This window comes from Pseudoteredinibacter isoporae, from assembly GCF_011602085.1.
Taxonomy (GTDB): Bacteria; Pseudomonadota; Gammaproteobacteria; order Pseudomonadales; family Cellvibrionaceae; genus Pseudoteredinibacter; species Pseudoteredinibacter isoporae.
The window spans coordinates 271622-294588 of sequence record NZ_JAAONY010000002.1 but is presented as its reverse complement, the minus strand read 5'-3'; the positions used below and the strand labels follow the sequence as shown (position 1 = coordinate 294588).

19 protein-coding genes are annotated in these 22967 nt (G+C 49.8%); 18 read left to right on the top strand and 1 reads right to left on the bottom strand.

What is annotated here, in order from left to right; genetic code table 11:
• The first annotated feature begins 1 nt into the window (after position 1).
• From G8768_RS09895 to G8768_RS09860, 8 genes are all read left to right on the top strand, one after another.
• Positions 2-658 carry an NADH:ubiquinone reductase (Na(+)-transporting) subunit D gene (locus G8768_RS09895; RefSeq protein WP_166844663.1) on the top strand — a complete coding sequence of 219 codons (657 nt, stop codon included), beginning with the start codon at positions 2-4 and terminating at the stop codon, positions 656-658.
• A 2-nt stretch (positions 659-660) separates the two neighbouring features.
• Entirely contained in the window at positions 661-1275 is a 615-nt protein-coding gene (nqrE, locus tag G8768_RS09890) for an NADH:ubiquinone reductase (Na(+)-transporting) subunit E (RefSeq protein ID WP_166844665.1), read from the top strand.
• 12 nt (positions 1276-1287) lie between these two features.
• Positions 1288-2511, top strand: a complete 1224-nt coding sequence (nqrF, locus tag G8768_RS09885) for an NADH:ubiquinone reductase (Na(+)-transporting) subunit F (RefSeq protein WP_166844667.1) — start codon at positions 1288-1290, stop codon at positions 2509-2511.
• Between the two features lie 3 nt (positions 2512-2514).
• Positions 2515-3570: an FAD:protein FMN transferase gene (locus tag G8768_RS09880; protein WP_166844669.1), complete on the top strand. Its 1056-nt coding sequence runs from the start codon at positions 2515-2517 to the stop codon at positions 3568-3570.
• A gap of 50 nt (positions 3571-3620) precedes the next feature.
• A complete protein-coding gene (gene nqrM, locus G8768_RS09875; RefSeq protein ID WP_166844671.1) occupies positions 3621-3863 on the top strand; it encodes a (Na+)-NQR maturation NqrM in 243 nt (80 codons plus the stop codon).
• Positions 3864-4008: 145 nt separating this feature from the next.
• Entirely contained in the window at positions 4009-5406 is a 1398-nt protein-coding gene (gene sthA / locus G8768_RS09870; protein ID WP_166844674.1) for a Si-specific NAD(P)(+) transhydrogenase, read from the top strand.
• A gap of 167 nt (positions 5407-5573) precedes the next feature.
• The gene (locus tag G8768_RS09865; RefSeq protein WP_166844676.1) at positions 5574-6008 is read left to right on the top strand and encodes a hypothetical protein; all 435 of its coding nucleotides are present in this window, start codon (positions 5574-5576) and stop codon (positions 6006-6008) included.
• 130 nt (positions 6009-6138) lie between these two features.
• Positions 6139-6678 carry a hypothetical protein gene (locus tag G8768_RS09860; protein ID WP_166844678.1) on the top strand — a complete coding sequence of 180 codons (540 nt, stop codon included), beginning with the start codon at positions 6139-6141 and terminating at the stop codon, positions 6676-6678.
• A gap of 63 nt (positions 6679-6741) precedes the next feature.
• Here G8768_RS09860 and G8768_RS09855 read toward each other — a convergent pair whose 3' ends face one another.
• On the bottom strand, positions 6742-7593 hold the full coding sequence (locus G8768_RS09855) for a LysR substrate-binding domain-containing protein (protein WP_166844680.1): 852 nt from the start codon (positions 7591-7593) through the stop codon (positions 6742-6744).
• Between the two features lie 151 nt (positions 7594-7744).
• Here G8768_RS09855 and glyA point away from each other — a divergent pair, with 151 nt between their 5' ends.
• The 10 genes from glyA (at position 7745) to G8768_RS09805 (ending at position 22855) form a co-directional block, all read left to right on the top strand.
• The gene (glyA, locus tag G8768_RS09850; protein WP_166844682.1) at positions 7745-9004 is read left to right on the top strand and encodes a serine hydroxymethyltransferase; all 1260 of its coding nucleotides are present in this window, start codon (positions 7745-7747) and stop codon (positions 9002-9004) included.
• Positions 9005-9025: 21 nt separating this feature from the next.
• Positions 9026-10426, top strand: coding sequence for an L-serine ammonia-lyase (locus tag G8768_RS09845; protein WP_166844684.1), 1401 nt, complete (start codon positions 9026-9028; stop codon positions 10424-10426).
• 46 nt (positions 10427-10472) lie between these two features.
• Positions 10473-11588: a glycine cleavage system aminomethyltransferase GcvT gene (gene gcvT, locus G8768_RS09840; RefSeq protein WP_166844686.1), complete on the top strand. Its 1116-nt coding sequence runs from the start codon at positions 10473-10475 to the stop codon at positions 11586-11588.
• A gap of 54 nt (positions 11589-11642) precedes the next feature.
• Positions 11643-12014, top strand: coding sequence for a glycine cleavage system protein GcvH (gene gcvH, locus G8768_RS09835; RefSeq protein ID WP_166844688.1), 372 nt, complete (start codon positions 11643-11645; stop codon positions 12012-12014).
• Positions 12015-12140: 126 nt separating this feature from the next.
• Positions 12141-15011 (top strand): aminomethyl-transferring glycine dehydrogenase, encoded by a 2871-nt coding sequence (gene gcvP, locus G8768_RS09830; RefSeq protein ID WP_166844690.1) that lies wholly within the window; start codon positions 12141-12143, stop codon positions 15009-15011.
• Positions 15012-15086: 75 nt separating this feature from the next.
• On the top strand, positions 15087-16073 hold the full coding sequence (gene lipA / locus G8768_RS09825) for a lipoyl synthase (RefSeq protein ID WP_166844692.1): 987 nt from the start codon (positions 15087-15089) through the stop codon (positions 16071-16073).
• A 371-nt stretch (positions 16074-16444) separates the two neighbouring features.
• On the top strand, positions 16445-17815 hold the full coding sequence (locus G8768_RS09820; RefSeq protein WP_166844695.1) for an alanine/glycine:cation symporter family protein: 1371 nt from the start codon (positions 16445-16447) through the stop codon (positions 17813-17815).
• 112 nt (positions 17816-17927) lie between these two features.
• Positions 17928-19121 (top strand): porin, encoded by a 1194-nt coding sequence (locus G8768_RS09815; RefSeq protein WP_166844697.1) that lies wholly within the window; start codon positions 17928-17930, stop codon positions 19119-19121.
• A gap of 314 nt (positions 19122-19435) precedes the next feature.
• Complete coding sequence (locus G8768_RS09810) at positions 19436-21802, top strand: TonB-dependent receptor (RefSeq protein WP_243749475.1); 2367 nt, start codon at positions 19436-19438, stop codon at positions 21800-21802.
• Positions 21803-21856: 54 nt separating this feature from the next.
• Positions 21857-22855, top strand: a complete 999-nt coding sequence (locus G8768_RS09805) for a carbon-nitrogen hydrolase family protein (RefSeq protein WP_166844699.1) — start codon at positions 21857-21859, stop codon at positions 22853-22855.
• The last annotated feature ends 112 nt before the right edge of the window (positions 22856-22967 follow it).

Here is a 22967-nt window from a genome sequence, read left to right as displayed (position 1 = left end):
CATGAAAGCAAAAGAGCTTTTATTTACCCCAATTATCCAGAATAACCCTATTGCTCTGCAGATCCTGGGTATCTGTTCAGCGCTGGCGGTTACGGGTAGTTTGAAAGTAACGTTGGTGATGTGTGTGGCTTTGACCACCGTAACCGCGTTCTCTAACCTGTTTGTGTCTCTGGTGCGTAACCACATTCCAAACAACATCCGAATCATCGTACAGATGACCATTATTGCCTCACTGGTAATCGTGGTTGATCAAGTGCTGAAGGCCGTTGCTTACGACGTGTCCAAGCAGCTGTCTGTATTCGTTGGTTTGATCATCACCAACTGTATCGTGATGGGTCGCGCTGAAGCCTTCGCCATGAAAAATGGTGCCGGTGCAAGCTTCCTGGATGGCTTAGGTAACGGCTTGGGCTACTCCGCTCTGCTAATTGCCATCGCTATTCCACGTGAGCTGTTCGGTGCTGGCAAGCTGCTGGGCTTCGAGATTCTGCCTTTGGCCACCGAAGGTGGTTGGTATGTCTCTAACGGCCTGTTGCTGTTGCCACCGTCTTCTTTCTTCATTATCGGTCTGATCATCTGGGGCATTCGTGCTTACGATAAAGCACAGGTTGAAGAGCCTGACTTCAAGATTTCGCCGAATACGAAGCCAGCGGAGGCCTAATCATGGAACATTTTATCAGTTTGTTTGTTCGCTCGATTTTTATCGAGAACATGGCCTTGGCCGCATTCCTTGGAATGTGTACCTTTTTGGCAATTTCCAAAAAGGTGGAAGCGGCAATCGGTCTGGGTGTTGCGGTTATCGTGGTATTGGCGATTACTGTACCCGTTAACAATATCCTATATACCTACTTGCTGTCGGAAGGTGGCTTGTCCTGGTTGGGTGAAGACTACGCCAGTGTTGATTTGAACTTCCTGAGCCTGATTACCTTTATTGGTGTAATTGCGGCGATGGTTCAGATTCTGGAAATGGTGTTGGATAAATTCTTCCCGGCTCTGTACAACGCACTGGGTGTATTCCTTCCGCTGATTACCGTGAACTGCGCCATCATGGGTGCGAACTTGTACATGGTTGAGCGTAGTTACAACTTCAGTGAGTCCGTTGTATTTGGTGTTGGCTCCGGTGTAGGTTGGGCGTTGGCGATTGCTGCCCTGGCCGGTATCCGTGAGAAGATGAAGTATTCCGATGTGCCTGATGGCCTGCAAGGTCTGGGTATTACCTTTATCACCGTTGGTTTGATGTCGTTGGGCTTCATGTCCTTCGGCGGTATCAGCTTGTAAGGAGCAGCCAGTATGAATCTGACTATTATACTTGGCGTTGTGATGTTCACCGTGATTGTTATCGCTCTGGTGTTCATCATTCTTGGCGCCCGCGCGAAGCTGGTGAATTCCGGCGATGTAAACATTGAAATTAATGGCGAAAAAACCCTGACCGTTCCAGCGGGTGGCAAGTTGCTGCAGACCCTGGCCGGCAATGGTTTGTTTCTGCCTTCTGCCTGTGGTGGCGGTGGTACTTGTGCACAGTGTAAGTGTGTGGTGAATTCCGGTGGTGGCTCAATGTTGCCAACGGAAGAGTCACACTTTACCAAGCGCGATGCTGCTGAAGGCTGGCGTCTGTCTTGTCAGACTCCGGTTAAACAGGACATGGTTATCGAAGTGCCTGAAGATGTGTTCGGTGTGAAGCAGTGGGAATGTACTGTGGAATCCAACCCGAACATGGCCACCTTCATTAAAGAGCTGACCTTGAAACTGCCGGAAGGTGAAAACGTAGATTTCCGCGCAGGCGGCTACGTTCAGCTGGAATGTCCTCCGCACCACGTTAAGTTTTCTGATTTCGACATCGAAGACGAATACCGCGGTGACTGGGAACACTTTGGTTTCTTCAATCTGGAATCTAAAGTGGATGAGCCGGTAATCCGTGCTTATTCCATGGCGAACTACCCGGAAGAAAAAGGCGTTGTGAAGTTCAATATCCGTATTGCAACTCCACCTCCGCGCACTGAGGGTTTGCCACCAGGTCAAATGTCTTCCTACGTGTTCAGCCTGAAGCCAGGCGACACCATTACTGTGTACGGTCCATTTGGTGAGTTCTTTGCCAAGGATACCGAAAACGAAATGGTGTTCATCGGTGGTGGTGCAGGTATGGCGCCAATGCGTTCACATATCTTTGACCAGCTGAAGCGTTTGAAATCCAAGCGTAAGATGAGCTTCTGGTACGGTGCCCGTTCATTGCGTGAGATGTTCTACGATGATGAATACGACATGCTGGCCAATGAAAACGAGAACTTCGAATGGCATGTGGCTCTTTCTGATCCTCAGCCGGAAGACAATTGGGATGGCCTGACGGGCTTCATCCACAATGTTCTTTACGAGCAGTATCTGAAGGACCATCCTGCGCCGGAAGATTGTGAGTACTACATGTGTGGGCCTCCAATGATGAACGCGGCGGTGATTGCCATGTTGAAAGACTTGGGCGTAGAGGATGAGAACATCCTGCTTGATGACTTCGGTGGTTAATCGATGATGGCATTATCCAATGTGGTAAATGCCTACAGGAAGAGGCCAGCATTGCTGGCCTTCTTCTGTTTGGGCTCTGCGCTTTTATTGTCAGCCTGCGGCCAGAAAAATGAGCCTTGGCGCTTCAGTGGCCCAACCATGGGCACTCAGTATCACGTTACGGTGGTGCCGAAAGAATCCTATAGCTGCAGTCAGGCCGAGTTTGATGAGAAAATTCGTCAAAGTCTGGTGCAGACGAATCAACAAATGTCTCACTATATCGAGAATAGCGAGTTAAACGGATTAAGCCGCCTGCCAGTGGGTGAAAGTGTTACCATTTCCTCAGATATGGAAAAGGTGCTGCGTTTGAGTGAACGCCTGTACACGCTGAGCAACGGTGCCTTCGATATTACGGTTGGTCCTTTGGTGAATCTGTGGGGCTTTGGGCCAAAATCTTCTCCAGAAGATGCTGTACCCAGTGATGAGCAAATTCACGCGGCAATGGCACTGGGTGGTGGTGATAGCCTGCAGGTGAGCAGTGGCAAGTTCAGCAAAAGTAAGGCTGTTGAACTGAATCTGTCGGCAGTGGCCAAAGGTTATGGTGCCGATAAGGTGGCTGAAGCTCTGGAAGCTTGCGGTGCTCAGGACTACTTGGTGGAAGTCGGTGGTGAATTGCTGTTGAAGGGGCTGAGCCCTCGCGGCAGTGCCTGGAAGATTGCCATCGAGAAACCGGGCAACAGTTTGGCCGGGCAAAGCATGCAGCGCTTGTTGCAGGTCAGCGACAAGGGTGTGGCGACCTCGGGCGACTACCGAAACTATTTTGAAAAAGAAGGTGTGCGTTATTCCCACACCATCGACCCCCGAACTGGAAAGCCGATTACCCACGCACTGGCGTCGGTCACAGTTCTGGCACCAAGCTCTGCTGAAGCAGATGCCTGGGCGACAGTCATTACGGTAGTCGGGCCGGAAGAGGGAATGCGTTTGGCCGAGCAGGAAAAGCTGCCGGTATTTATGTTGGTGAAAACCAAGAGCGGATTTAAAGAAAGTTACTCCAGCGCCTTTGCGACCTATGTCCAATAGCGCGATGTCCCACCTTGTGGTGGGATGTGGGGTAGAGAATGAGGTGAACTATGATTTACTTAGTAGCATTTGGCGCGATAACACTGTTGGTGGTCATGATGTCCATTGGTGTTTTAATGGGACGCAAACCGATTTCAGGTTCCTGCGGTGGCGTTGGCGACGCGCTGAAAGATCCTAACTATGTCTGTGATATTTGTGGTGGCGACGAAAGCAAATGCGAAGAGCAGAAAATGGGCAAGGACGATACCGAATCTCAGAAAGAAGAACTGTCTTACGACGCTATGAAAAAGTGAGATTGCTTGTTCGCTTCAAGCCGTAGATCGCAGGCTGGCAACATTAGGCAGGTGACGTTTGAACGAACATACGCTGGAAAGAACACAAATCAGAAAGAACAAAAGTTAGAAAGCAGTAACGGAATTAGAGAGGTTGTAATCGGCAATGAGCGATTACCATTATGATGTATTAGTCATCGGTACCGGTCCGGCCGGTGAGGGCGCTGCAATGGCAGCGGTAAAACAGGGCATGCGCGTTGGCGCAATTGAAAATCGCGGTGTTGTCGGTGGCAACTGTTCTCACAAAGGGACCATCCCTTCCAAGGCCCTGCGTCATGTTGTAAAACAGATTATTCGCTTTAACCAGAATAATCTGTTCCACCATATGGGCGAATCCACTCGCGTCAGCTACCCGAAGGTGTTGAAGTCTGCCAAAACCGTGATCCCGAAGCAGGTGGATTTGCATACCGGTTTCTATAATCGCAATCGTGTGTATCTGCATATTGGCGAGGCAAGTTTCAGCGGTGAAAATGAGGTCCGTGTTCGCTTGCCGGATGGTGCGGTAGAAACCATTCGAGCTAAACACATTGTTGTTGCCACGGGCTCTCGCCCTTATCGCCCGGCGGATGTGAACTTTAATCACCCGCGCGTTTATGACAGCGATACCATTTTGGAAATGAACCACACACCACGCCATATTGTGATTTACGGCGCGGGTGTTATTGGTAGTGAATACGCTTCCATTTTTGCCGGGCTCGGAATCAAAGTGGATTTGATCAATAGCCGTGAGCGCCTGCTGTCATTCCTGGACGATGAAATTTCCGACGCCTTGAGCTACCACCTCCGCGACAGTGGCGTAACGGTTCGTCACCTGGAAGAATATGAAAAGGTTGAGGCCAATGAGCGCAGCGTCACCTTGCACTTGAAATCCGGTAAGCGTCTGCGCGCTGATGCCCTGCTGTGGTGTAATGGTCGTACTGGTAATACCGACAACCTGAATTTGGATGCGATCGGTCTTGAAGCCGATCATCGAGGTCAGTTAAAGGTAAATGATCGCTATCAGACCGATATCGACTATGTCTATGCAGCGGGTGATGTCATTGGTTGGCCGAGCCTGGCCAGTGCTTCTTACGATCAAGGGCGTGAAATTGCCATGGCGATCAATGGTGAGGAGTGTCGTTTTGTGACCGATGCCCCAACGGGTATCTATACTCTGCCCGAAATTAGTTCTCTGGGAAAAACCGAGCGTGAACTTACCGAAGCGCGAGTGCCTTATGAAGTGGGGCGTGCTTTCTTTAAGAACACTGCGAGAGCGCAGATTTCCGGTGAAGATGTGGGGATGCTGAAATTGCTCTTCCATATCGATACCCATGAAATTTTAGGTATTCACTGCTTCGGTGCTGAAGCATCAGAGATTATTCATATTGGTCAGGCCATTATGAATCAGGAAGGCGAAGCCAACAATATTAACTATTTTGTGAATACCACCTTCAACTATCCTACCATGGCCGAGGCCTATCGCACGGCGGCTCTGGAAGGTTTGAATCGGGTTAATCGCTTGTAGTTTTTTCGATTCTTTTGGGAAATTCAAAGGCAATCTGTTTCGACAGCTTGCCTTTTTTATTGCCAGTCAAAATGGCGCTGAGCTTTCTATTGCTTTTCGGATTCCATAAAGCATGGTTATACTGTGAGCAGGATCATTGAAAGCTTAAAGCGAGAGGGCTATTGCCTATGGAGCCTGAAATTCTTGAGCGTCGCCTGAAATTCTACTACATCACCGTCATTCTCAGTGTGTTTTCGGCTTTTCTGAGTTTTGCCTACAATGCCTGGCGTTTGGAAGTCAGCGAAGACAACAGCACGATACGAACGGCGTCTTTTCAGGTATTTTTGCAATTGGCGGAGCTTGAACAGGGTATTTACCGTCTGCATTATGATGGCGATAAGATCACAGGCAGTCCCAGAAAGGGCTGGGTTTCGGTAGCCCTGATTCGTGATCTCAGCATGTTGATCGGGCCGGATGTCGCCAAAGAATCAGAAACTCTGCACAGCAATTGGTCCAAACGATGGGCATTGATCGAAACTGATCGTCAGGCCGTTGATGATACGGTTGACGATATCGATCGCGTTCGCGCCTTGATTACCAAACACCTGTCCGAACTGGACTGATTTCTCCATAATTTCTTCTTATTCCTACGAGCAATAGGGGATAAATGTGAAGGAAAATTGAAGTTTTTCAAATCCCGCAACTCTCTCCACATTTGCTAATCATAATGGCTAATCATTTATGGGAGGCCTTATGATCCAAACACGCAAACGTTTCAGAACACTTAAACTCGCAAGCGCATTTCTTATGGTGCTGTTTCTCGTTGCTTGCAGCAGCCAACCGAAAGGACCCGAAGTCACCGAACGACTGGTGACACACATCAGCGAAGATGGCTCCAAGCGGTTTCAATACGTGATGACGATGCAGCGTAAAAAGGGCGCTGGCCGCGGTGGTTTTAAAGGCGGTGGAAAAGGTATGGGAGGCAAGGGTATGGCAAATCGAGGTGGTCAGTCCGGCGGTAAAAACCGTACCGATATGATTGCCCAGATGCAGGAAAAAATGAAAGCCCGTGGCATTGAAGCGATGGAAGCAAAACTGGATGAGACAGAGTTTTGTCGTGATGGCTATATGGTGTTAAGCGAACAGTTCACCATGGCGAGATTAAAAATCAACGGAGAGTGTAAAGAGTCGGCGACAGAAGACGATAAGAAAAACTTCCCGAATGTGTCTAAACACTTTGAGCACAGCAGCAGTGCCTACTCCATGCCCAGCAGTTTACCTGACTCGCCCTAGGGGAGTCGGTTTGATGAAAGCTCTGAATAATTCCCCTTGGAGCTTTCATCCTTTTTATTCTGATCAGGAGAGGCTCGCGCTGATGTACTCACACAGGCGCTGGGCCGCTTCGTTTTGATCACTGGCTTGCTTTACCATGCTGATCCCAATTTTCCCGAGCTTGGGTAAGCGGGTGGAATTGGTAATCACTTTTAAACCATCCGGCACACTGCTTTTAGCCAGAACCGTAACGCCCAGGCCTTCTTCAATCGCTGCCTGAATGCCGGATAGGCTCGGGTTGGTGTAGCTGATTTTCCAGGGCAGGGCAGCTTCAGCAAGCCTCGTGCTGGCCCGGTTTCGGTAGATGCATCCTTCCGGTGCCACAATTAACGGCAGCACAGAGCGCATATGGCAGTCGTGGCTGTGACTGCTGACCCAAACCAATTCATCTTCCTTAATGAGCGAGCTACCTGCCTTCTGAGGGTCATCGTGCAGAACCAGCATCAAATCGTATTGTTTCTGCCCCCCGGCATTGATCAGGTTTCGACTCAAGTCGCTCATCACCTCAAGGTTCACATTGGGGTAGGTATTGGCGAATCGGCTGAGGACTTTGGGCAGCAAGGTTGTGGCAAACTCGCTGGGAATTCCCAGCTTTAACTGGCCACTTACGCTGGTGGCACCAAAGCTGGCAACGGCTTCATCATTGAGTGCGAGAATACGTTTGGCGTAGTAGAACAGTTGTTCGCCAAGTTTGGTCAGCTCTATATTCTGGCCGTTTCGTGAGATCAGTTTCTGATCAAGCATTTCTTCCAAGCGCTTGATTTGCAAGCTAATTGCGGGCTGGGATCGCCCTAAGAGGTCACCGGCTTGGGTGAAACTGCCCAGTTCAACAATGGTGACAAATGCTCTTAATACCTCAATCGGCAGGTTTTTCATGTTGGCTTCTCCTGCAAATGCTGTGAGCCGAAGGACTCTTCGGCTATTAGCTATTGTTATGAAGGCATTATAACTATTAATTTAACAAATCGGTAAGCCCTGATTAGTATCGAATCAAACTCCTGTCCGAACTAAGAATTGAGAGAAAGCGATGTTTGATTATAACGATAAAATTTCCAGTTTTGATCCTGATCTGTCGGCCGCCCTTGAAGCAGAGGATCGTCGTCAAGAAGAGCACATTGAGCTGATTGCCTCTGAAAACTACACCAGTACACGAGTTATGGAGGCCCAGGGTGCCCAGCTGACTAACAAATACGCAGAAGGTTATCCGGGTAAGCGCTACTACGGTGGCTGTGAACACGCTGACGTGGTGGAGCAACTGGCCATCGACCGCGCCAAAGAGCTGTTTAACGCAGACTACGCCAATGTTCAGCCGCATTCAGGCTCCCAGGCCAACGCTGCGGTTTACATGGCTTTATTGCAGCCGGGCGATACCATTTTGGGCTTGTCATTGGATCACGGTGGCCACCTGACTCACGGTGCCAAGCCCAACTTCTCTGGCAAAATTTACAATGCGATTCAGTACGGCTTGAATCCTGAAACAGGAGAGGTGGATTACGATCAGGTTGAAGCTCTGGCCTTAGAGCACAAACCTAAAATGATCGTCGCAGGTTTCTCGGCATATTCTCTGGTAATGGACTGGCAGCGTTTCCGCGATATTGCCGACAAAGTAGGGGCCTATTTGTTTGTCGATATGGCTCACGTTGCGGGTCTTGTGGCTGCGGGTTTGTATCCGAACCCGGTAGCTGTGGCGGACATTGTAACCACCACTACGCATAAAACTTTGCGTGGTCCACGCGGTGGTTTGATTGTGGCGCGCTCAAACCCTGACCTTGAGAAGAAACTGAATTCCATGATCTTCCCGGGTATTCAGGGTGGCCCGTTGATGCATGTTATTGCCGCAAAAGCCGTGGCGTTCAAAGAGGCACTGTCCCCAGAATTTACAGAGTATCAACAGCAGGTCGTCAGCAATGCCAAAGCTATGGCGGCTGCATTCCAGGCTCGTGGTTATAAAGTCGTTTCTGATGGCACTGAAAACCATTTATTCCTCTTGGATCTCATCGACAAAGGTATTACCGGTAAAGCGGCGGATGCGGCGCTGGGTGAGGCCAATATCACGGTCAACAAAAATACCGTTCCCAATGATCCCCAATCGCCTTTTGTCACCAGTGGTATTCGTCTGGGTACGCCGGCGGTGACCAGTCGTGGTTTTAAAGAAGCGCAAGTGACCGAGTTGGCAAACTGGATGTGTGATGTACTGGACGATATTGATAATCGCCAGGTAATTGAACTGGTTAAGGAAAAAGTATTGCAGCTGTGTGCGCAATTCCCGGTGTACGTGAATAAGTAAACGTTTCACTGGTGAGTGATCATGGCAATCAGTATTTTTGATTTATTTAAAATTGGTATTGGCCCCTCCAGTTCCCATACGGTTGGGCCAATGAAAGCTGCGCAACAGTTTGTTACGCAGCTGCAAAGCGATGGGCGCCTGCAAGATGTTGTACGGGTAAAGTCTGAGATGTATGGCTCCTTGGGTGCCACCGGCATCGGTCACGGTACACCGAAAGCGGTATTGCTGGGCTTGGAAGGTGAGCTGCCTGAAACGGTTGTGGTGGCGAGCATTGCTGATCGTGTCAGTGCGATTCGCGAACAGCAAACACTGAAGCTTGCAGGTGTCCATTCGGTGATTTATCACGACCATACCGACCTGATTCTCAATCGCCGTGAAGAGCTGCCGTTTCATTCCAATGGTATGAAATTCACCGCTTACGGTTCCTGCGGAAAAGTTATCGAGGAGCGCAGTTTTTATTCGGTGGGTGGTGGCTTCGTTGTTGATGAAGACGAGGCGGGTAATGATGTTTTGGTTGAAGATTCCACCGAGCTGGCTCTGCCGTTCTCAAGTGGCAATGAACTGTTGGACATATGTGAGCGTGAAAAGCTGCGTATTTCCGACGTAATGTGGGCCAATGAAGCTGCGTGGCGTAGTCGGGAAGATACCCAAAGTTATCTGCGCAGCATTTGGCAGACCATGCAGGAGTGCATTGCCAACGGAATTTCGGCAGAAGGCATTTTGCCGGGTGGTCTTAAAGTTAATCGTCGTGCACGTCAGTTGTATCAGCAGTTGTTACAGCGCCCGGAAGCATCGCTTCAAGACCCGCTGACGATTCTCGACTGGGTAACACTTTATGCATTGGCGGTGAATGAAGAAAACGCAGCCGGTGGGCGTATTGTGACGGCACCGACAAATGGTGCGGCGGGTATCGTGCCGGCGGTTTTGAACTACTACAGCCGCTTTGTTCCCGGGGCAAATGAAGAGGGTATTGAACGCTTCCTGCTCACCGCTGCCGCCGTCGGCATTTTATACAAAAAGAATGCTTCCATCAGTGGCGCTGAGGTTGGTTGCCAGGGGGAAGTGGGTTCGGCTTGTTCTATGGCTGCGGCGGGTTTGGCTGAAGTGCTTGGTGCAACACCGCAGCAAGTTGAAAACGCGGCTGAAATTGCGATGGAGCACAACCTGGGCCTGACCTGTGATCCTATTGGCGGTCTGGTGCAAGTGCCCTGTATTGAACGCAATGCCATGGCCGCTGTGAAAGCCATTCATGCGGCGCGTATGGCCATTCGTGGTGACGGCTCGCACTTTGTTTCTCTGGATAAAGTGATTCGTACCATGCGAGATACCGGCCGCGATATGCAGGCCAAATACAAAGAAACAGCACGCGGTGGCCTGGCCATCAATGTGGTGGAAGTGCCCGTCAACATTGTTGAGTGCTGAGACAGAACGCTTCCAATAATAACGATTGAATTAGAGACATTTTCCGATGAGTGAAACCATTCTGAAAACACCACTGTACGATTTACACGTTGAACTGGGAGGCCGCATGGTGCCTTTCGCCGGTTACAGCATGCCCGTGCAATACCCCCTGGGCATTAAAGGGGAGCACCTGCACTGCCGCGACCAGGCGGGTTTATTTGATGTTTCCCATATGGGGCAGTTGATTATTCGAGGTGAAGGCCTTGCGCTTGCTTTGGAAAAACTGATTCCCGTTGATTTGCAGGCCTTGGCAAAAAACCAGCAGACCTATGCGGTATTGACCAATGAAGAAGGTGGCATTCTGGATGACCTGATCATCTGTAAATGGGAAGAAGATTGTTTTTTTCTGGTGGTGAATGCGGCTTGCAAAGAGCAGGATATCGCCCACCTGAAAAGCCATTTGGAAGGTTTTGATTTTGAGATTCTGGAAGATCGGGCGCTGTTGGCGCTACAAGGTCTTCAAGCGGCCGAGGTGATGAAACGCTTTGCTGAGCCCGCCTGTGAGCTGACGTTTATGAACGGTTGTCACTGCGAATTTGATGGCGCCCCTGTTTATATTACTCGTTCGGGCTACACCGGTGAAGATGGCTTTGAAATCTCTGTCGAAAACGCTTCGGTTGAAAAGGTAGCCAGAGCGCTTTTGGCTTGTGACGAAGTCGAACCTATTGGTTTGGGCGCTCGCGATTCACTGCGGCTGGAAGCGGGCTTGTGTTTGTACGGTCACGATATGAATACTCAAACCAGTCCAATTGAAGCCTCCTTGATTTGGAGTATCAGCAAAAGCCGTCGTCGCGACGGCGCCAAGGCGGCCGGCTTTCTCGGTGCCGAGCGCGTGCTGAATGATATTGAGCTGGGCGTTTCTCGCAAACGTGTGGGCTTTCTGGTGGAAGGGCGTTTACCGGTACGTGAAGGTGCGGGAATTTTCGATGCCGATGGCAATCAGGTCGGAGAAATTACCAGCGGCGGCTTTGGTCCCAGCATCAATGCGCCGGTCGCCATGGGCTATGTTCCTCTCTCTCTGGCGAAGCCCGATACTCAATTGACCGCCAAGGTTCGCAATAAGGATATTGTTATTACCGTAGCGAAAACACCTTTTGTACCGCAGAGATATTTTCGCGGCTAAGCGAAGGCGCGGATAATTTTACGATAACACGAACAATATTTAATGGTGATGATGATGAGCGATTTAAAATTTACCAAAGACCATGAGTGGCTGTTGATTTCCGGTTCACAGGCGACAGTTGGCATTACCGAGTTTGCTCAGGAGCAACTGGGTGATGTGGTTTTTGTCGAACTTCCGGAAGTCGGTTCGGAATACAGTCAAGGTGACGAAGTCGCTGTAATTGAATCGGTAAAAGCTGCGGGTGAAATTGTGGCACCACTGGCGGGTAAAGTTGTTGAGGTCAATGAAGAGTTGGCGGATAACCCGGAGCTGGTTAATGAATCCCCCTTGCAAGATGGTTGGTTCGTAAAAATGGAACTCAATGATGGTGTCGATCTTTCCGAATTGATGAGCGAAAGCGAATATCAGGAATTTACGGCTGAGTAGTCGCGCATCGCTTTTGTGTAAATGCAAAGTCAGCCAGGGCTTCATATTTTCTGGTCTGACTCTGTGGAGGTTTCCCCTTTTGGAACGCCCGCTGCTCCGGCTGTGAGCAGGGGTGTGGAGTCCATTATGTTGCAATCAAAAAAGACCATTAAAGAACTCGAGAACTCAGCGGAATTTATCTCGCGCCACATTGGTGTCAACAGCGATGATCAAAAGCAGATGTTGGCGTACCTCGGCTATGATTCCATGTCGGCGTTTATTCAGGCGGTGGTGCCGGATAATATCCGTTCCAATGGCTTACCGGGTTTGGCTGGACCAAGCAGTGAAGCCGCTGCATTGGCTGAACTTAAATCGACGGCCAGCAAAAACCAGAAGTTTCGTTCCCTGATCGGGCAGGGTTATTACGATAGTCAGTTGCCCAGTGTTATTCTGCGCAATCTACTCGAAAATCCAGCCTGGTATACCGCTTATACGCCGTATCAGCCCGAGATTTCACAGGGGCGACTGGAAGCCCTGTTTAACTTTCAGACGTTGATTACCGAACTGACTGGCATGGAAATCGCCAATGCCTCCATGCTGGATGAATCGACGGCAGCGGCGGAGGCTATGACTCTGTGTCAGCGTATGTCGAAATCCAAGTCTCGTCGTTTTCTGGTGGATGAAGAATGTCTTCCCCAAACCATCGATATTTTACAAACTCGCGCTGAGCCGCTGGATATCGAACTGCTTATTGGTGATCCTCTGGAGCTGGGTGCCCATGAAGACGTTTTTGGTGTGCTGCTGCAGTACCCGGCGGCCAATGGCGATCTGCGGGATTATTCCGGTCTGATTGATCGCATTCATGAGGCCAAAGGTTTGGTGGCGTTTGCAGCAGACCCTCTGAGCTTGCTGTTATTGAAATCGCCCGGTGAGCTGGGCGCCGATGTGGTGATTGGTTCTGCCCAACGCTTTGGTGTACCCCTTGGTTTCGGTGGTCCCCATGCGGCGTATATGGCGACCAAGCAGGCTTTTAAACGTTCCTTGCCTGGTCGTTTGGTGGGCAGCTCGGTGGACAGTAATGGTAAACCAGCTTATCGCCTGGCGCTGCAAACTCGGGAGCAACATATTCGCCGCGAGAAGGCGACCTCGAATATTTGCACCGCGCAGGTGTTGCTGGCTGTGATTGCCAGTATGTACGCGTCGTATCATGGACCGGATGGCCTGCGTAAAATCGCTGAGCGTGTGCATCGCTTGAGTACGGTGTTTGCGCTGGGTTTACGTCAGCTTGGCTTTGAAGTGAAAAACAAATCCTGGTTTGACACCATTACCGTTTTGAGTAATGAACAGACGTCAGAGATTGTTCAGCGTGCTCGTGAGGCGGGAATTAATCTGCGCTTGATTGATGGGCAGCAAGTGGGCGTATCTTTTGATGAATTGAGCAGTCGCAGGGAAGTCAGCAAACTGTGGCGCATTTTTAATCCAGACCTTGATGTTAATTTCGATGAGCTGGATGCCCAGTCTTCCTACGTTATTCCTGGAAACTTGTTGCGTAACGATGCAATTTTAACTCAGGAAGCGTTTAACGCTTATCACAGCGAAACCCAGATGTTGCGTTATTTACGCGAACTTTCGGATCGCGATATTGCTCTCGATCGAGCGATGATCCCGCTGGGTTCTTGCACCATGAAGTTGAATGCCAGCAGTGAAATGTTGCCAATCAGTTGGCCTGAATTTGCAAACGTACATCCCTTTGTGCCGTTGGATCAGGCCGAAGGCTATCTGCAAATGATCGGTGAGCTTGAAGATATGCTCTGCGAAATTACTGGCTACGATGCCGTTTCTCTGCAGCCCAACTCGGGTGCACAGGGTGAATACGCGGGTTTATTGGCGGTGCGTGCCTACCATGAAAGTCGTGGGGAAGGGCAGCGTGATGTGTGTTTGATTCCAAGTTCGGCACACGGTACCAATCCTGCGTCCGCGCAGATGTGCGGTATGAAAGTCGTGGTGGTGAAGTGTGATGATGCGGGTAACATTGACATGCTTGATCTTCAGGAAAAGGCCGAGCGTCACAGCAATGATCTGGCTGCAATCATGGTCACCTATCCATCCACTCATGGTGTGTTTGAAGAAAGCATCGTAGAAGTTGCGGAATTGATTCACCGCCACGGTGGTCAGGTGTATGTGGATGGCGCCAACCTGAATGCGATGGTGGGTTTATGCCAACCGGGTAAGTTTGGTGGTGATGTTTCCCATTTAAATTTGCACAAAACCTTCTGTATTCCACACGGTGGTGGTGGTCCGGGTGTGGGGCCTATTGGTGTGAAAGAACATCTGGAACCTTTCCTGCCGGGGCATCGTTCTCTCTCCGGTAATGCCCAAGGCGCAGCCGTGTCCGCAGCGCCTTGGGGCAGTGCGAGCATTCTGCCGATCACCTGGATGTATATTCGCATGATGGGCGCCAGCGGTTTACAGCAGGCCACCGAGGCGGCAATTCTGAATGCCAACTACCTGAGCAAGCGCCTGGCTGAGCATTATCCGATCCTCTACACCGGTCGAAATGGCTTGGTAGCTCACGAATGTATTGTGGATTTACGACCGATTAAAGAAAGTTCCGGTATCAGTGTCGATGATGTGGCCAAGCGTTTAATCGATTACGGTTTCCATGCACCGACTATGTCCTTCCCGGTGTCCGGTACCTTGATGATCGAGCCGACGGAAAGTGAATCAAAGTGGGAACTGGATCGTTTCTGTGAAGCCATGAGCCGTATTCGCGAAGAGATTCATGCGGTCGAAGACGGTGTTTACAGCTTGGAAGATAACCCTCTCGTACATGCACCTCACACAGCAGAATCGATGTTGCTTGGGGACTGGCAGCATGCGTATTCCCAGGGCCTTGCAGCTTATCCCGTTGATTCTCTATTGCGACAGAAGTACTGGCCACCGGTTGGCCGTGTCGACAATGTTTATGGCGATAAACATCTGGTTTGCTCTTGTCCGCCAATGAGTGACTACGAGTAAGTCCATACGCAAATACATTGGCAAAGCGCCGACGCCTTTCGGGGTGTCGGCGCTTTACGATAGGAGACTGTGAAAATGACAAGCACCTCTTCATTGCCAGTAAAACGCAGCGAGCGTCATAGAGCTGGCGAAAAGCATCGCGACGCGGCAAAACTGGAACGCATTCCGGTAAAAGTAATTCCCACGGAAGACATTCCGCGCAAGCCGGAGTGGTTGCGCAGCAAACTGCCTGCGTCAGCCGAGGTAACACGAATTAAAAAACTGTTACGCAAAAACCGTTTGTCCAGTGTCTGTGAGGAAGCCTCTTGCCCCAATCTTGGGGAGTGTTTTTCCAATGGTACGGCGACGTTTATGATTATGGGGGATATCTGTACTCGGCGCTGTCCGTTCTGCGATGTGGGCCATGGAAAACCGAAGCCCCTGGATCCCGACGAACCTGCGCAATTGGCGCAGGCCGTTGCCGATATGGCCTTGCGTTATGTGGTGATCACTTCGGTCGATCGCGATGATCTTCGAGACGGAGGAGCAGGGCACTTCAGTGAATGTATTGAGCAGATTCGCAACGCGGTTGAAGGCATTCAGGTTGAAATATTGACGCCGGATTTTCGCGGTCGAATGGCGCCTGCACTTGAAAAATTACTGGCAACACCACCGGATGTCTTTAACCATAATCTGGAAACGGTTCCCCGTTTGTATCGTCAATCACGTCCCGGTGCCAACTATCAGTGGTCTTTGGATCTATTGAAAAAATTCAAACAGGCTGCGCCATCGGTATTAAGCAAATCCGGTTTGATGGTCGGTCTGGGTGAAGAAAAAGAAGAAATCTTTCAGGTGATGGAGGATATGCGCGCTCACGATGTTGATATGCTGACCATCGGGCAGTACTTGCAACCCAGCCGCGATCATCTGCCTGTGCAGCGTTTTGTGCACCCCGATGAGTTTGCAGAATACCAAGATTTTGGAATGCGTATTGGTTTTAAACACGTTGCATCCGGCCCATTGGTACGTTCGTCCTATCACGCCGACAGGCAAGCGGAATCGGGAACGGCTCTCGAGTTTTAATCACCATGGCGAAACGAGCGAAAGTCACCATTGTACTGTGGACTTTCGCTTATATTTATTTGGTATTAGCGCCATATCTTCACTGAACAAAACCCCAGCATAAGTATTTTTTCGGGATAATTTGCGCAAATTATTTTCCCGATCTCGCCATTTATGGGTGAGATATTGCTCTTAATACAAAAGTTATCACGAAACTGTCACGGCCTAGTCCCTAACGCTTAACGCATTTAAAAAGTAAATGCGGGCATATTGATTATTAATTTCTACGCCAAAACTTTCTGCGCTAGGATCATATTTCCTCCGAATGACTGCGCATTGAGTTAATCAATTGCAGAATAATTAAATAATGAAGCGATGATGAGGAATTATCGATGGAAATAATAAGCGGTATCGTAAGTACGATTAATGGAGTAGTTTGGGGGCCATATATGTTGGCACTCCTGCTCGGGACGGGCGTTTTTCTCACTGTGGGCTTGAATGTTATGCCCATCCGAAAAATCCCCACGGGCTTTCGTCTGTTGTGGGGTGGTCGTCGCAGCGATCGCTCTGATGCAGGTGAACTTTCACCTTTCAATGCCCTAATGACTTCTCTTTCCGCCACGGTCGGTACCGGTAATATTGCCGGTGTTGCTACAGCGGTTGTTTTGGGTGGTCCGGGTGCCTTGTTCTGGATGTGGATCACGGCTCTTGTGGGTATGGCAACCAAATACTCGGAAGCGGTTCTGGCCGTTAAATACCGTGAAGTGGATGAAGAGGGCAATCATTCTGGTGGTCCGATGTATTACATTCGTAACGGTCTGGGTCAGAAGTGGGCCTGGTTGGCGGGCGCTTTTGCGTTCTTTGGTGCGTTTGCAGCGTTTGGTATCGGCAATACGGTTCAGAGTAACTCCGTTGCAGACGGCCTGAACAGCGCTTTTGGCGTACCTAATTGGGTGAGTGGCCTGGTGTTGTTTGTTTTGGTAGGCGCGGTTGTTCTGGGTGGTGTTAAGCGTGTCGGTGAAGTTGCCGGTAAGCTGGTTCCCCTGATGGGCATCGGCTATTTCATCTGCGGTTTGATTGTGTTGTTTGTTAATGCCGCTGAAATTCCTGCTGCTTTCGCTTTGATTGTTGATTCGGCGTTTAACGGCCACGCTGCTACTGGTGGTTTTGCTGGTGCCGCAATGGTTGCTGCCATTCGCTTTGGTGTTGCTCGCGGTGTGTTTTCCAACGAAGCCGGTTTGGGTAGTGCGGCGATTGCCCATGCTCACGCTAAAACCAAGGATCCTGTAAAACAGGGCATGGTGGCGATGTTGGGTACCTTTATCGATACCATCATCGTATGTACGGTTACTGGCCTGGCGATTGTTTCGACCGGCGTATGGCAAACCGGTGTGAAAGGTGCTCCGTTGACGGCGGCTGCCTTTGAAGCCAGCTTGCCAGGTGTGGGTGAATATATGGTTGCGATCAGTCTCGCTATCTTTGCCTTTACCACCATTTTGGGTTGGAGCGTTTACGGTGAGCGTTGTGTCGAGTACTTGTTCGGCAAGGGTGCGATTAAACCATTCCGTTATGTATGGGTACTGGTTGTTCCTGTGGGTACTGTTGTCGGCCTTGATTTTGTATGGCTTCTTGCAGATACCTTCAATGCTCTGATGGCCCTGCCAAACCTGGTAGCTCTACTGCTACTCAGCCCCGTTGTATTCAAGCTGACACGAGAATATTTCAATAAGAAAGAAAATCAAGACAGTGCAGCCGAGGCCTAAGCCTCACTAAAAAAATCACTATAAAAGACAAGCGGATTTGCCAGCTTACGGGCTGGCAAGGGGCTCTCTCGGCCTGAAAAAAGCCGCACTACAGGAAAACTTGAGGTAAATCATGAAAACAACTCTGAGAAAAGCCGTTTTATTTTCGTCGCTGGCTTCTATCGTATTTGCCAATTCTGCGTTTGCGGATGATGCGAAGATGAAAGCAATGGAGGATCGTATTGCACAACTGGAAAACATGTTGAAGCAGCAGATGGAGGCTCAGAAACAGCAATCCGCCAAATTGCAGTCAGTGGTGGTCAATGTTGAAGATGTTGAGCAAATGGCAAAAGCGGCGAAGCTGGCCGCGGTAGAAGCCAAGCCGGCCTCATCGAAATATGGTTTGAATATCTACGGTAGCTTGCGTCCTCGACTGACCTTTCGCGATGAAGGTGATCAGAGCAGCACCGATATCACGGATGCCCTGTCCCGTATCGGCATCAAAGGCAGTAAAAAGATTTCATCCAATCTAACCGCATTTTACCGCGGTGAGTGGGATGTGGATATTGAGGCCAATGGTAATTTTGGTGATGCTCGCCTGGCTTATGTCGGCTTGGAAGGGGACTTTGGCCGCGTGGCCATTGGTAAGCAATGGAGCCCTCACTACAATATTGTTGCGGAGCGTTCAGATATCTTTAACCACCGTTCCAGCCCGTTTGGCTACGATACCGTCGCGCCATTCCGCACTGCCGAACTGTTGAGTTACAGCTACTCCAAAGGGGGCTTGCGCATCGACAGTGGTATTCAAATTAACGGCAATCCGGCTATTGCAGGCAACACGGGTGATACGTCCCAGGTTTCCGGGCCGAGCCATGTGGATTCCGGCTCTTTCGGTCTGAGTTATGATTTTGGCAATGCCTATATCGGTGCATCGTTCCTCCAGCAAAAAGGCGATAACGATTACGAGCGTGATTTACTGGGTGTTGCGGGCAGTGTGAACGCCACAGAAAACCTGTACGTGGCTTTCACGTATCAGGATATTTCCGTATCCGAAATTGCGACGCCAGAGCTGGATCAGTACACCTATGATCTGGTGGCCTCCTATGCACTAGGAGACGGTTATAAACTGAAGGCGGGTATCTTTGGCTTTGACGATGATATCAGCTCAGCGGATTCCGACACCCACGATGGTTATAACCTGACATTCGAAAAACAGTTCTCGGATGTACGTTTGTTTGCCGAGTGGTTGACCCGCGATTTCGATCATAAGGATAAGCGCAATACTCTGAGTATCGGCTTGCGCTATGACTTTGATTTGGCTCTGTAAAACGCCAATCAATTGATAGTTACTTGAATTCTTGATGTAGCAGCTCGGGTCAAAATCATCTTCAAGGTTTTGGCCCATTTCCCCCGTAAGATAGGGTTTCGCAGTTTGAAACCACGTCTCGCACCGAGCAACCCATCCTGCGGAGGGTTGCCCATTCTTTCCCGGCTCTTCGTGGCCGGGTTTTTTGTGTCTGATCCCTTTGAATCGCCTGTGCCTTTTTTGTCATTACGCCGTGCTGGCAAAGTCATGGAGCTTAATTCGTTCGTTATTTAATCTGTCTCCACATTAAAACGATAATAATCAGGAGTCACATAATGCACGAGAACCATAGTTGTTTCTTAGATAGCCGTCTTAACGGAAACCCTGGAAAGCGTGGGCTTAATGCTTCGCTGTCCAACCCCTTCAAATTTACAGTTTTGTCAAAGGCCATCAGCTTCGCCCTGGTGGCCGCATTGTCGCCATCAATGTATGCGCAGGGCACGTTAGAAGAGGTGGTGGTGACCGCACAGAAGCGAGAGGAAAGCTTGCAGGATACGCCTATCGCCGTATCGGCCTTTACCTCGCTGGCGATCGAAAACAAGGGGATCGATAACATTGCTCAGGTGGCAAATTTCACCCCGAATCTGGTTTTTGATACCACATCGCCTGTCAGTGGTTTGTCTTCCGGTGCAGTGGTCTATATTCGAGGCATTGGCAATACCGATTTCAGTTTGACCACAGATCCTGGTGTGGGCACCTATGTTGATGGCGTGTATATGTCTCGCTCGGCAGGCGGAGTGTTGGACGTCCTTGACGTTGAGCGTATCGAAGTGCTGCGTGGCCCTCAGGGCACCTTGTTTGGCCGCAACACGATTGGTGGCGCCATCAATATCACGTCTCGCAAACCCGCTGATGAGTTTCAGGGCAAACTGGAACTGACCGTGGGTAATGACAGCCGGCAGGATGTACGAGCAGCTATTGATATTCCTTTTACTGAGTCCCTGCGCAGCAGTTGGGCCTTCTCCAGTAAAAAGCGTGATGGTTATGTGTCTCGATTGAACGTTGGAGATAAATTGGGTGATGAAGAAAAATTGTCTTTTCGGGGCAATATTATTTATGAGCTGAACGAACAGTGGGATTTTGCGCTTAATTTGGATTCAACGGAAATCAATGAAGCCAGTGCTGCGTCTTCATTGGTGGGTTTTACACCCGGTGCTGGCACCATTGGCTACTCACTGGCAAGTTTTGGTGATATTCCTGCCGGTCTAACAGACTTGGCTCAATATATTCCTCCGCGAGCTTCGGATATTACCTACGCTACTGGAAAATCAGGTACGAAGCTATCCATTGATGGTGTGGCTTTTGTGGCGAACTATCACGCCGAGAGTTTTGACCTGAAATACACCTATGCTGATCGAGAAACGGAAGGGGAATTTAATCGCGATCCGGATAACTCGCCCCATGCCATTACCGAAACCCGTAACCCAAACTATCAACATGAACAGAGCAGCCACGAACTGCAAATTACCGGCGGTTTATTTGACGATAGGTTGCGCTATGTCGGCGGCCTGTATTATTTTGAAGAGCAGGGCACCGATGATGTTTTTGTCGATGTTTTTTTGCCAACGCCGGACTTGAGTGCGGGTTTTCCTGCCACCATCAATAATTTTGCCGACGTTGATAACCGCTCAGAAGCGGCTTATCTTCAACTCACCTGGCAGCTGAGTGATGTTTGGAGTGTTACTGGTGGCTTGCGTCACACTCGCGATGAAAAGTTTTTCCGTTACACCCAGTACATCGGTGCTGATGACCAGGGCAATGGTTATCCCTTCTTTCCTGGTGCTGTCAATCAAAATGGTGTGTTTACATCAGGACTTGCGCCTTTGGTTGGGAATGGCAGTGGCCAGGTCAGTGATGCCTTTGAGCAAACCAGTTATAAATTTGGTGTCGATGCCAATCTCGAAGACGGCACTTTATTGTATTACAGCTTTTCCCAGGGCTTTAAAAGTGGCGGTTTTGTACTGCGTTATGTAGAAGCGGTTGATGAGGTCCGAACCTTTGAGCCCGAAACGCTGGACAGCCATGAAATTGGTGTGAAGTGGCAGGGCTGGGATGATCGACTGCGTGTGAATGCCGCGGCGTATTGGTCGGATTATGAAGATGTGCAAGTGACCTTCTTTGATAATCTCGGTGGTCCAGTCACGGCCAATGCTGGAGTGGTGGACATCAAAGGTCTCGAACTGGAAGTCACGGCCATTCTGGTGGAGAACCTGCAGATGGATCTTGGCTATGGCTATACCGATGCAAGCTATGACGAGATTAATCCGATTGACGGCCTGTCTTTGAGCATCGACAGAAATGCCAAACTGGTAAACACCCCTGAGCATTCTTTCAATTTGGGTTTTGAATACATCGTGCCTCTGGAATCCAATGAGTTGGCTTTTCGGGTGGATTATCGCTACACCGATGAAATCTATAACGATTCACAGAATTCCCGTTTCTTATTCGAGCAGGCTTATGAACTTTGGAACGCTTCGTTGCGCTACAGCATTGGTGAATCCATCGACGTAATGCTGTTTGGTAAAAATTTGAAGGATGAACGCTATATCGAAAGCGGTGATTCGAACTTTGGCCTTGGCTTTCACGAAGCAAATTTTAACCGTCCGAGAGAATACGGTCTGACCTTGAGATATCGCTTTTAGAGATCTGAAAATTGTAAACAAAGGCCAGGGTTGGCCTTTTGTAAGGAGTAGATGATGAGTAATAGTTTTAAAGCGGCTGCAGTACAGGCAGCTCCGGAATTTATGAACATTGATGCAGGTGTGGATAAAGCCATTGCCCTGATTGAACAGGCTGCTGCTCAGGGCGCTGCGATTATTGCTTTTCCCGAGTGCTGGTTACCGGGTTATCCCTGGTGGCTGTGGCTGTCCTGTACGGCTCACAATATGAAGTACTTTCAGGCTTACCATGAAAACTGCGTCGAAATCGGAGACCGTCACTGCGAGCGTCTGACCCGGGCTGCAAAAGACAATCAGATTATGATCTCTATGGGTTTTAGTGAGCGCGACCATGGCTCTTTATATATTGCCCAAATGCTGATTGGTAATGACGGAGAAATCTTGCAGGCTCGCCGAAAGCTTAAACCTACACATATGGAGCGCACTGTCTTTGGTGAAGGCGATGGTAGCGATTTGGCGGTCATCGATTGTGATATCGCTCGCGTGGGCCAATTGTGTTGCTGGGAACATTTACAACCGCTGAGCAAATACGCCATGTATGGCATGCACGAGCAGCTCCATATTGCCTCTTGGCCGAGCTTCAGTTGCTATCCAGATGCCTACGCATTAGGTGCAGAACTCAATAACGCTTTATCGCAGGTCTATGCTGCTGAAGGCCAGTGTTATGTGTTGGCACCCTGTGGTGTGGTTTCCGAAGCGATGATTGATTTGCTGGTTGAAAACGAGGAGCAGGCCGCGCTGATTTCAGCCGGTGGCGGCGCCGCACAGATTTTCGGGCCGGATGGTCGTCCTTTATGTAGTCCACTGGCCCACAATGAGGAAGGTATGCTGATTGCCGATATCGATATTTCCGCCATTGCCATTGCCAAAAGCTTTGCTGATCCGGTAGGGCACTACTCTCGTCCGGATGTTACTCGCTTGGTGTTGAACCGTCAGGCCATGACGCCGGTGGCGGAGTCCCTCGCCGAGTGTACTCTCAATGAAGAAGAGACTGTACTGATCGAAGAAAGCGACTGAATAAGTGCTGAGAGCGGGCAGTGTGAGCGACGCCTTCACCTGCCTATTTGTGATAAAGACAATTGCTTTTGCCAGCATATAAAGCGAAGCTGATGTCATAGCTTGATAAAAA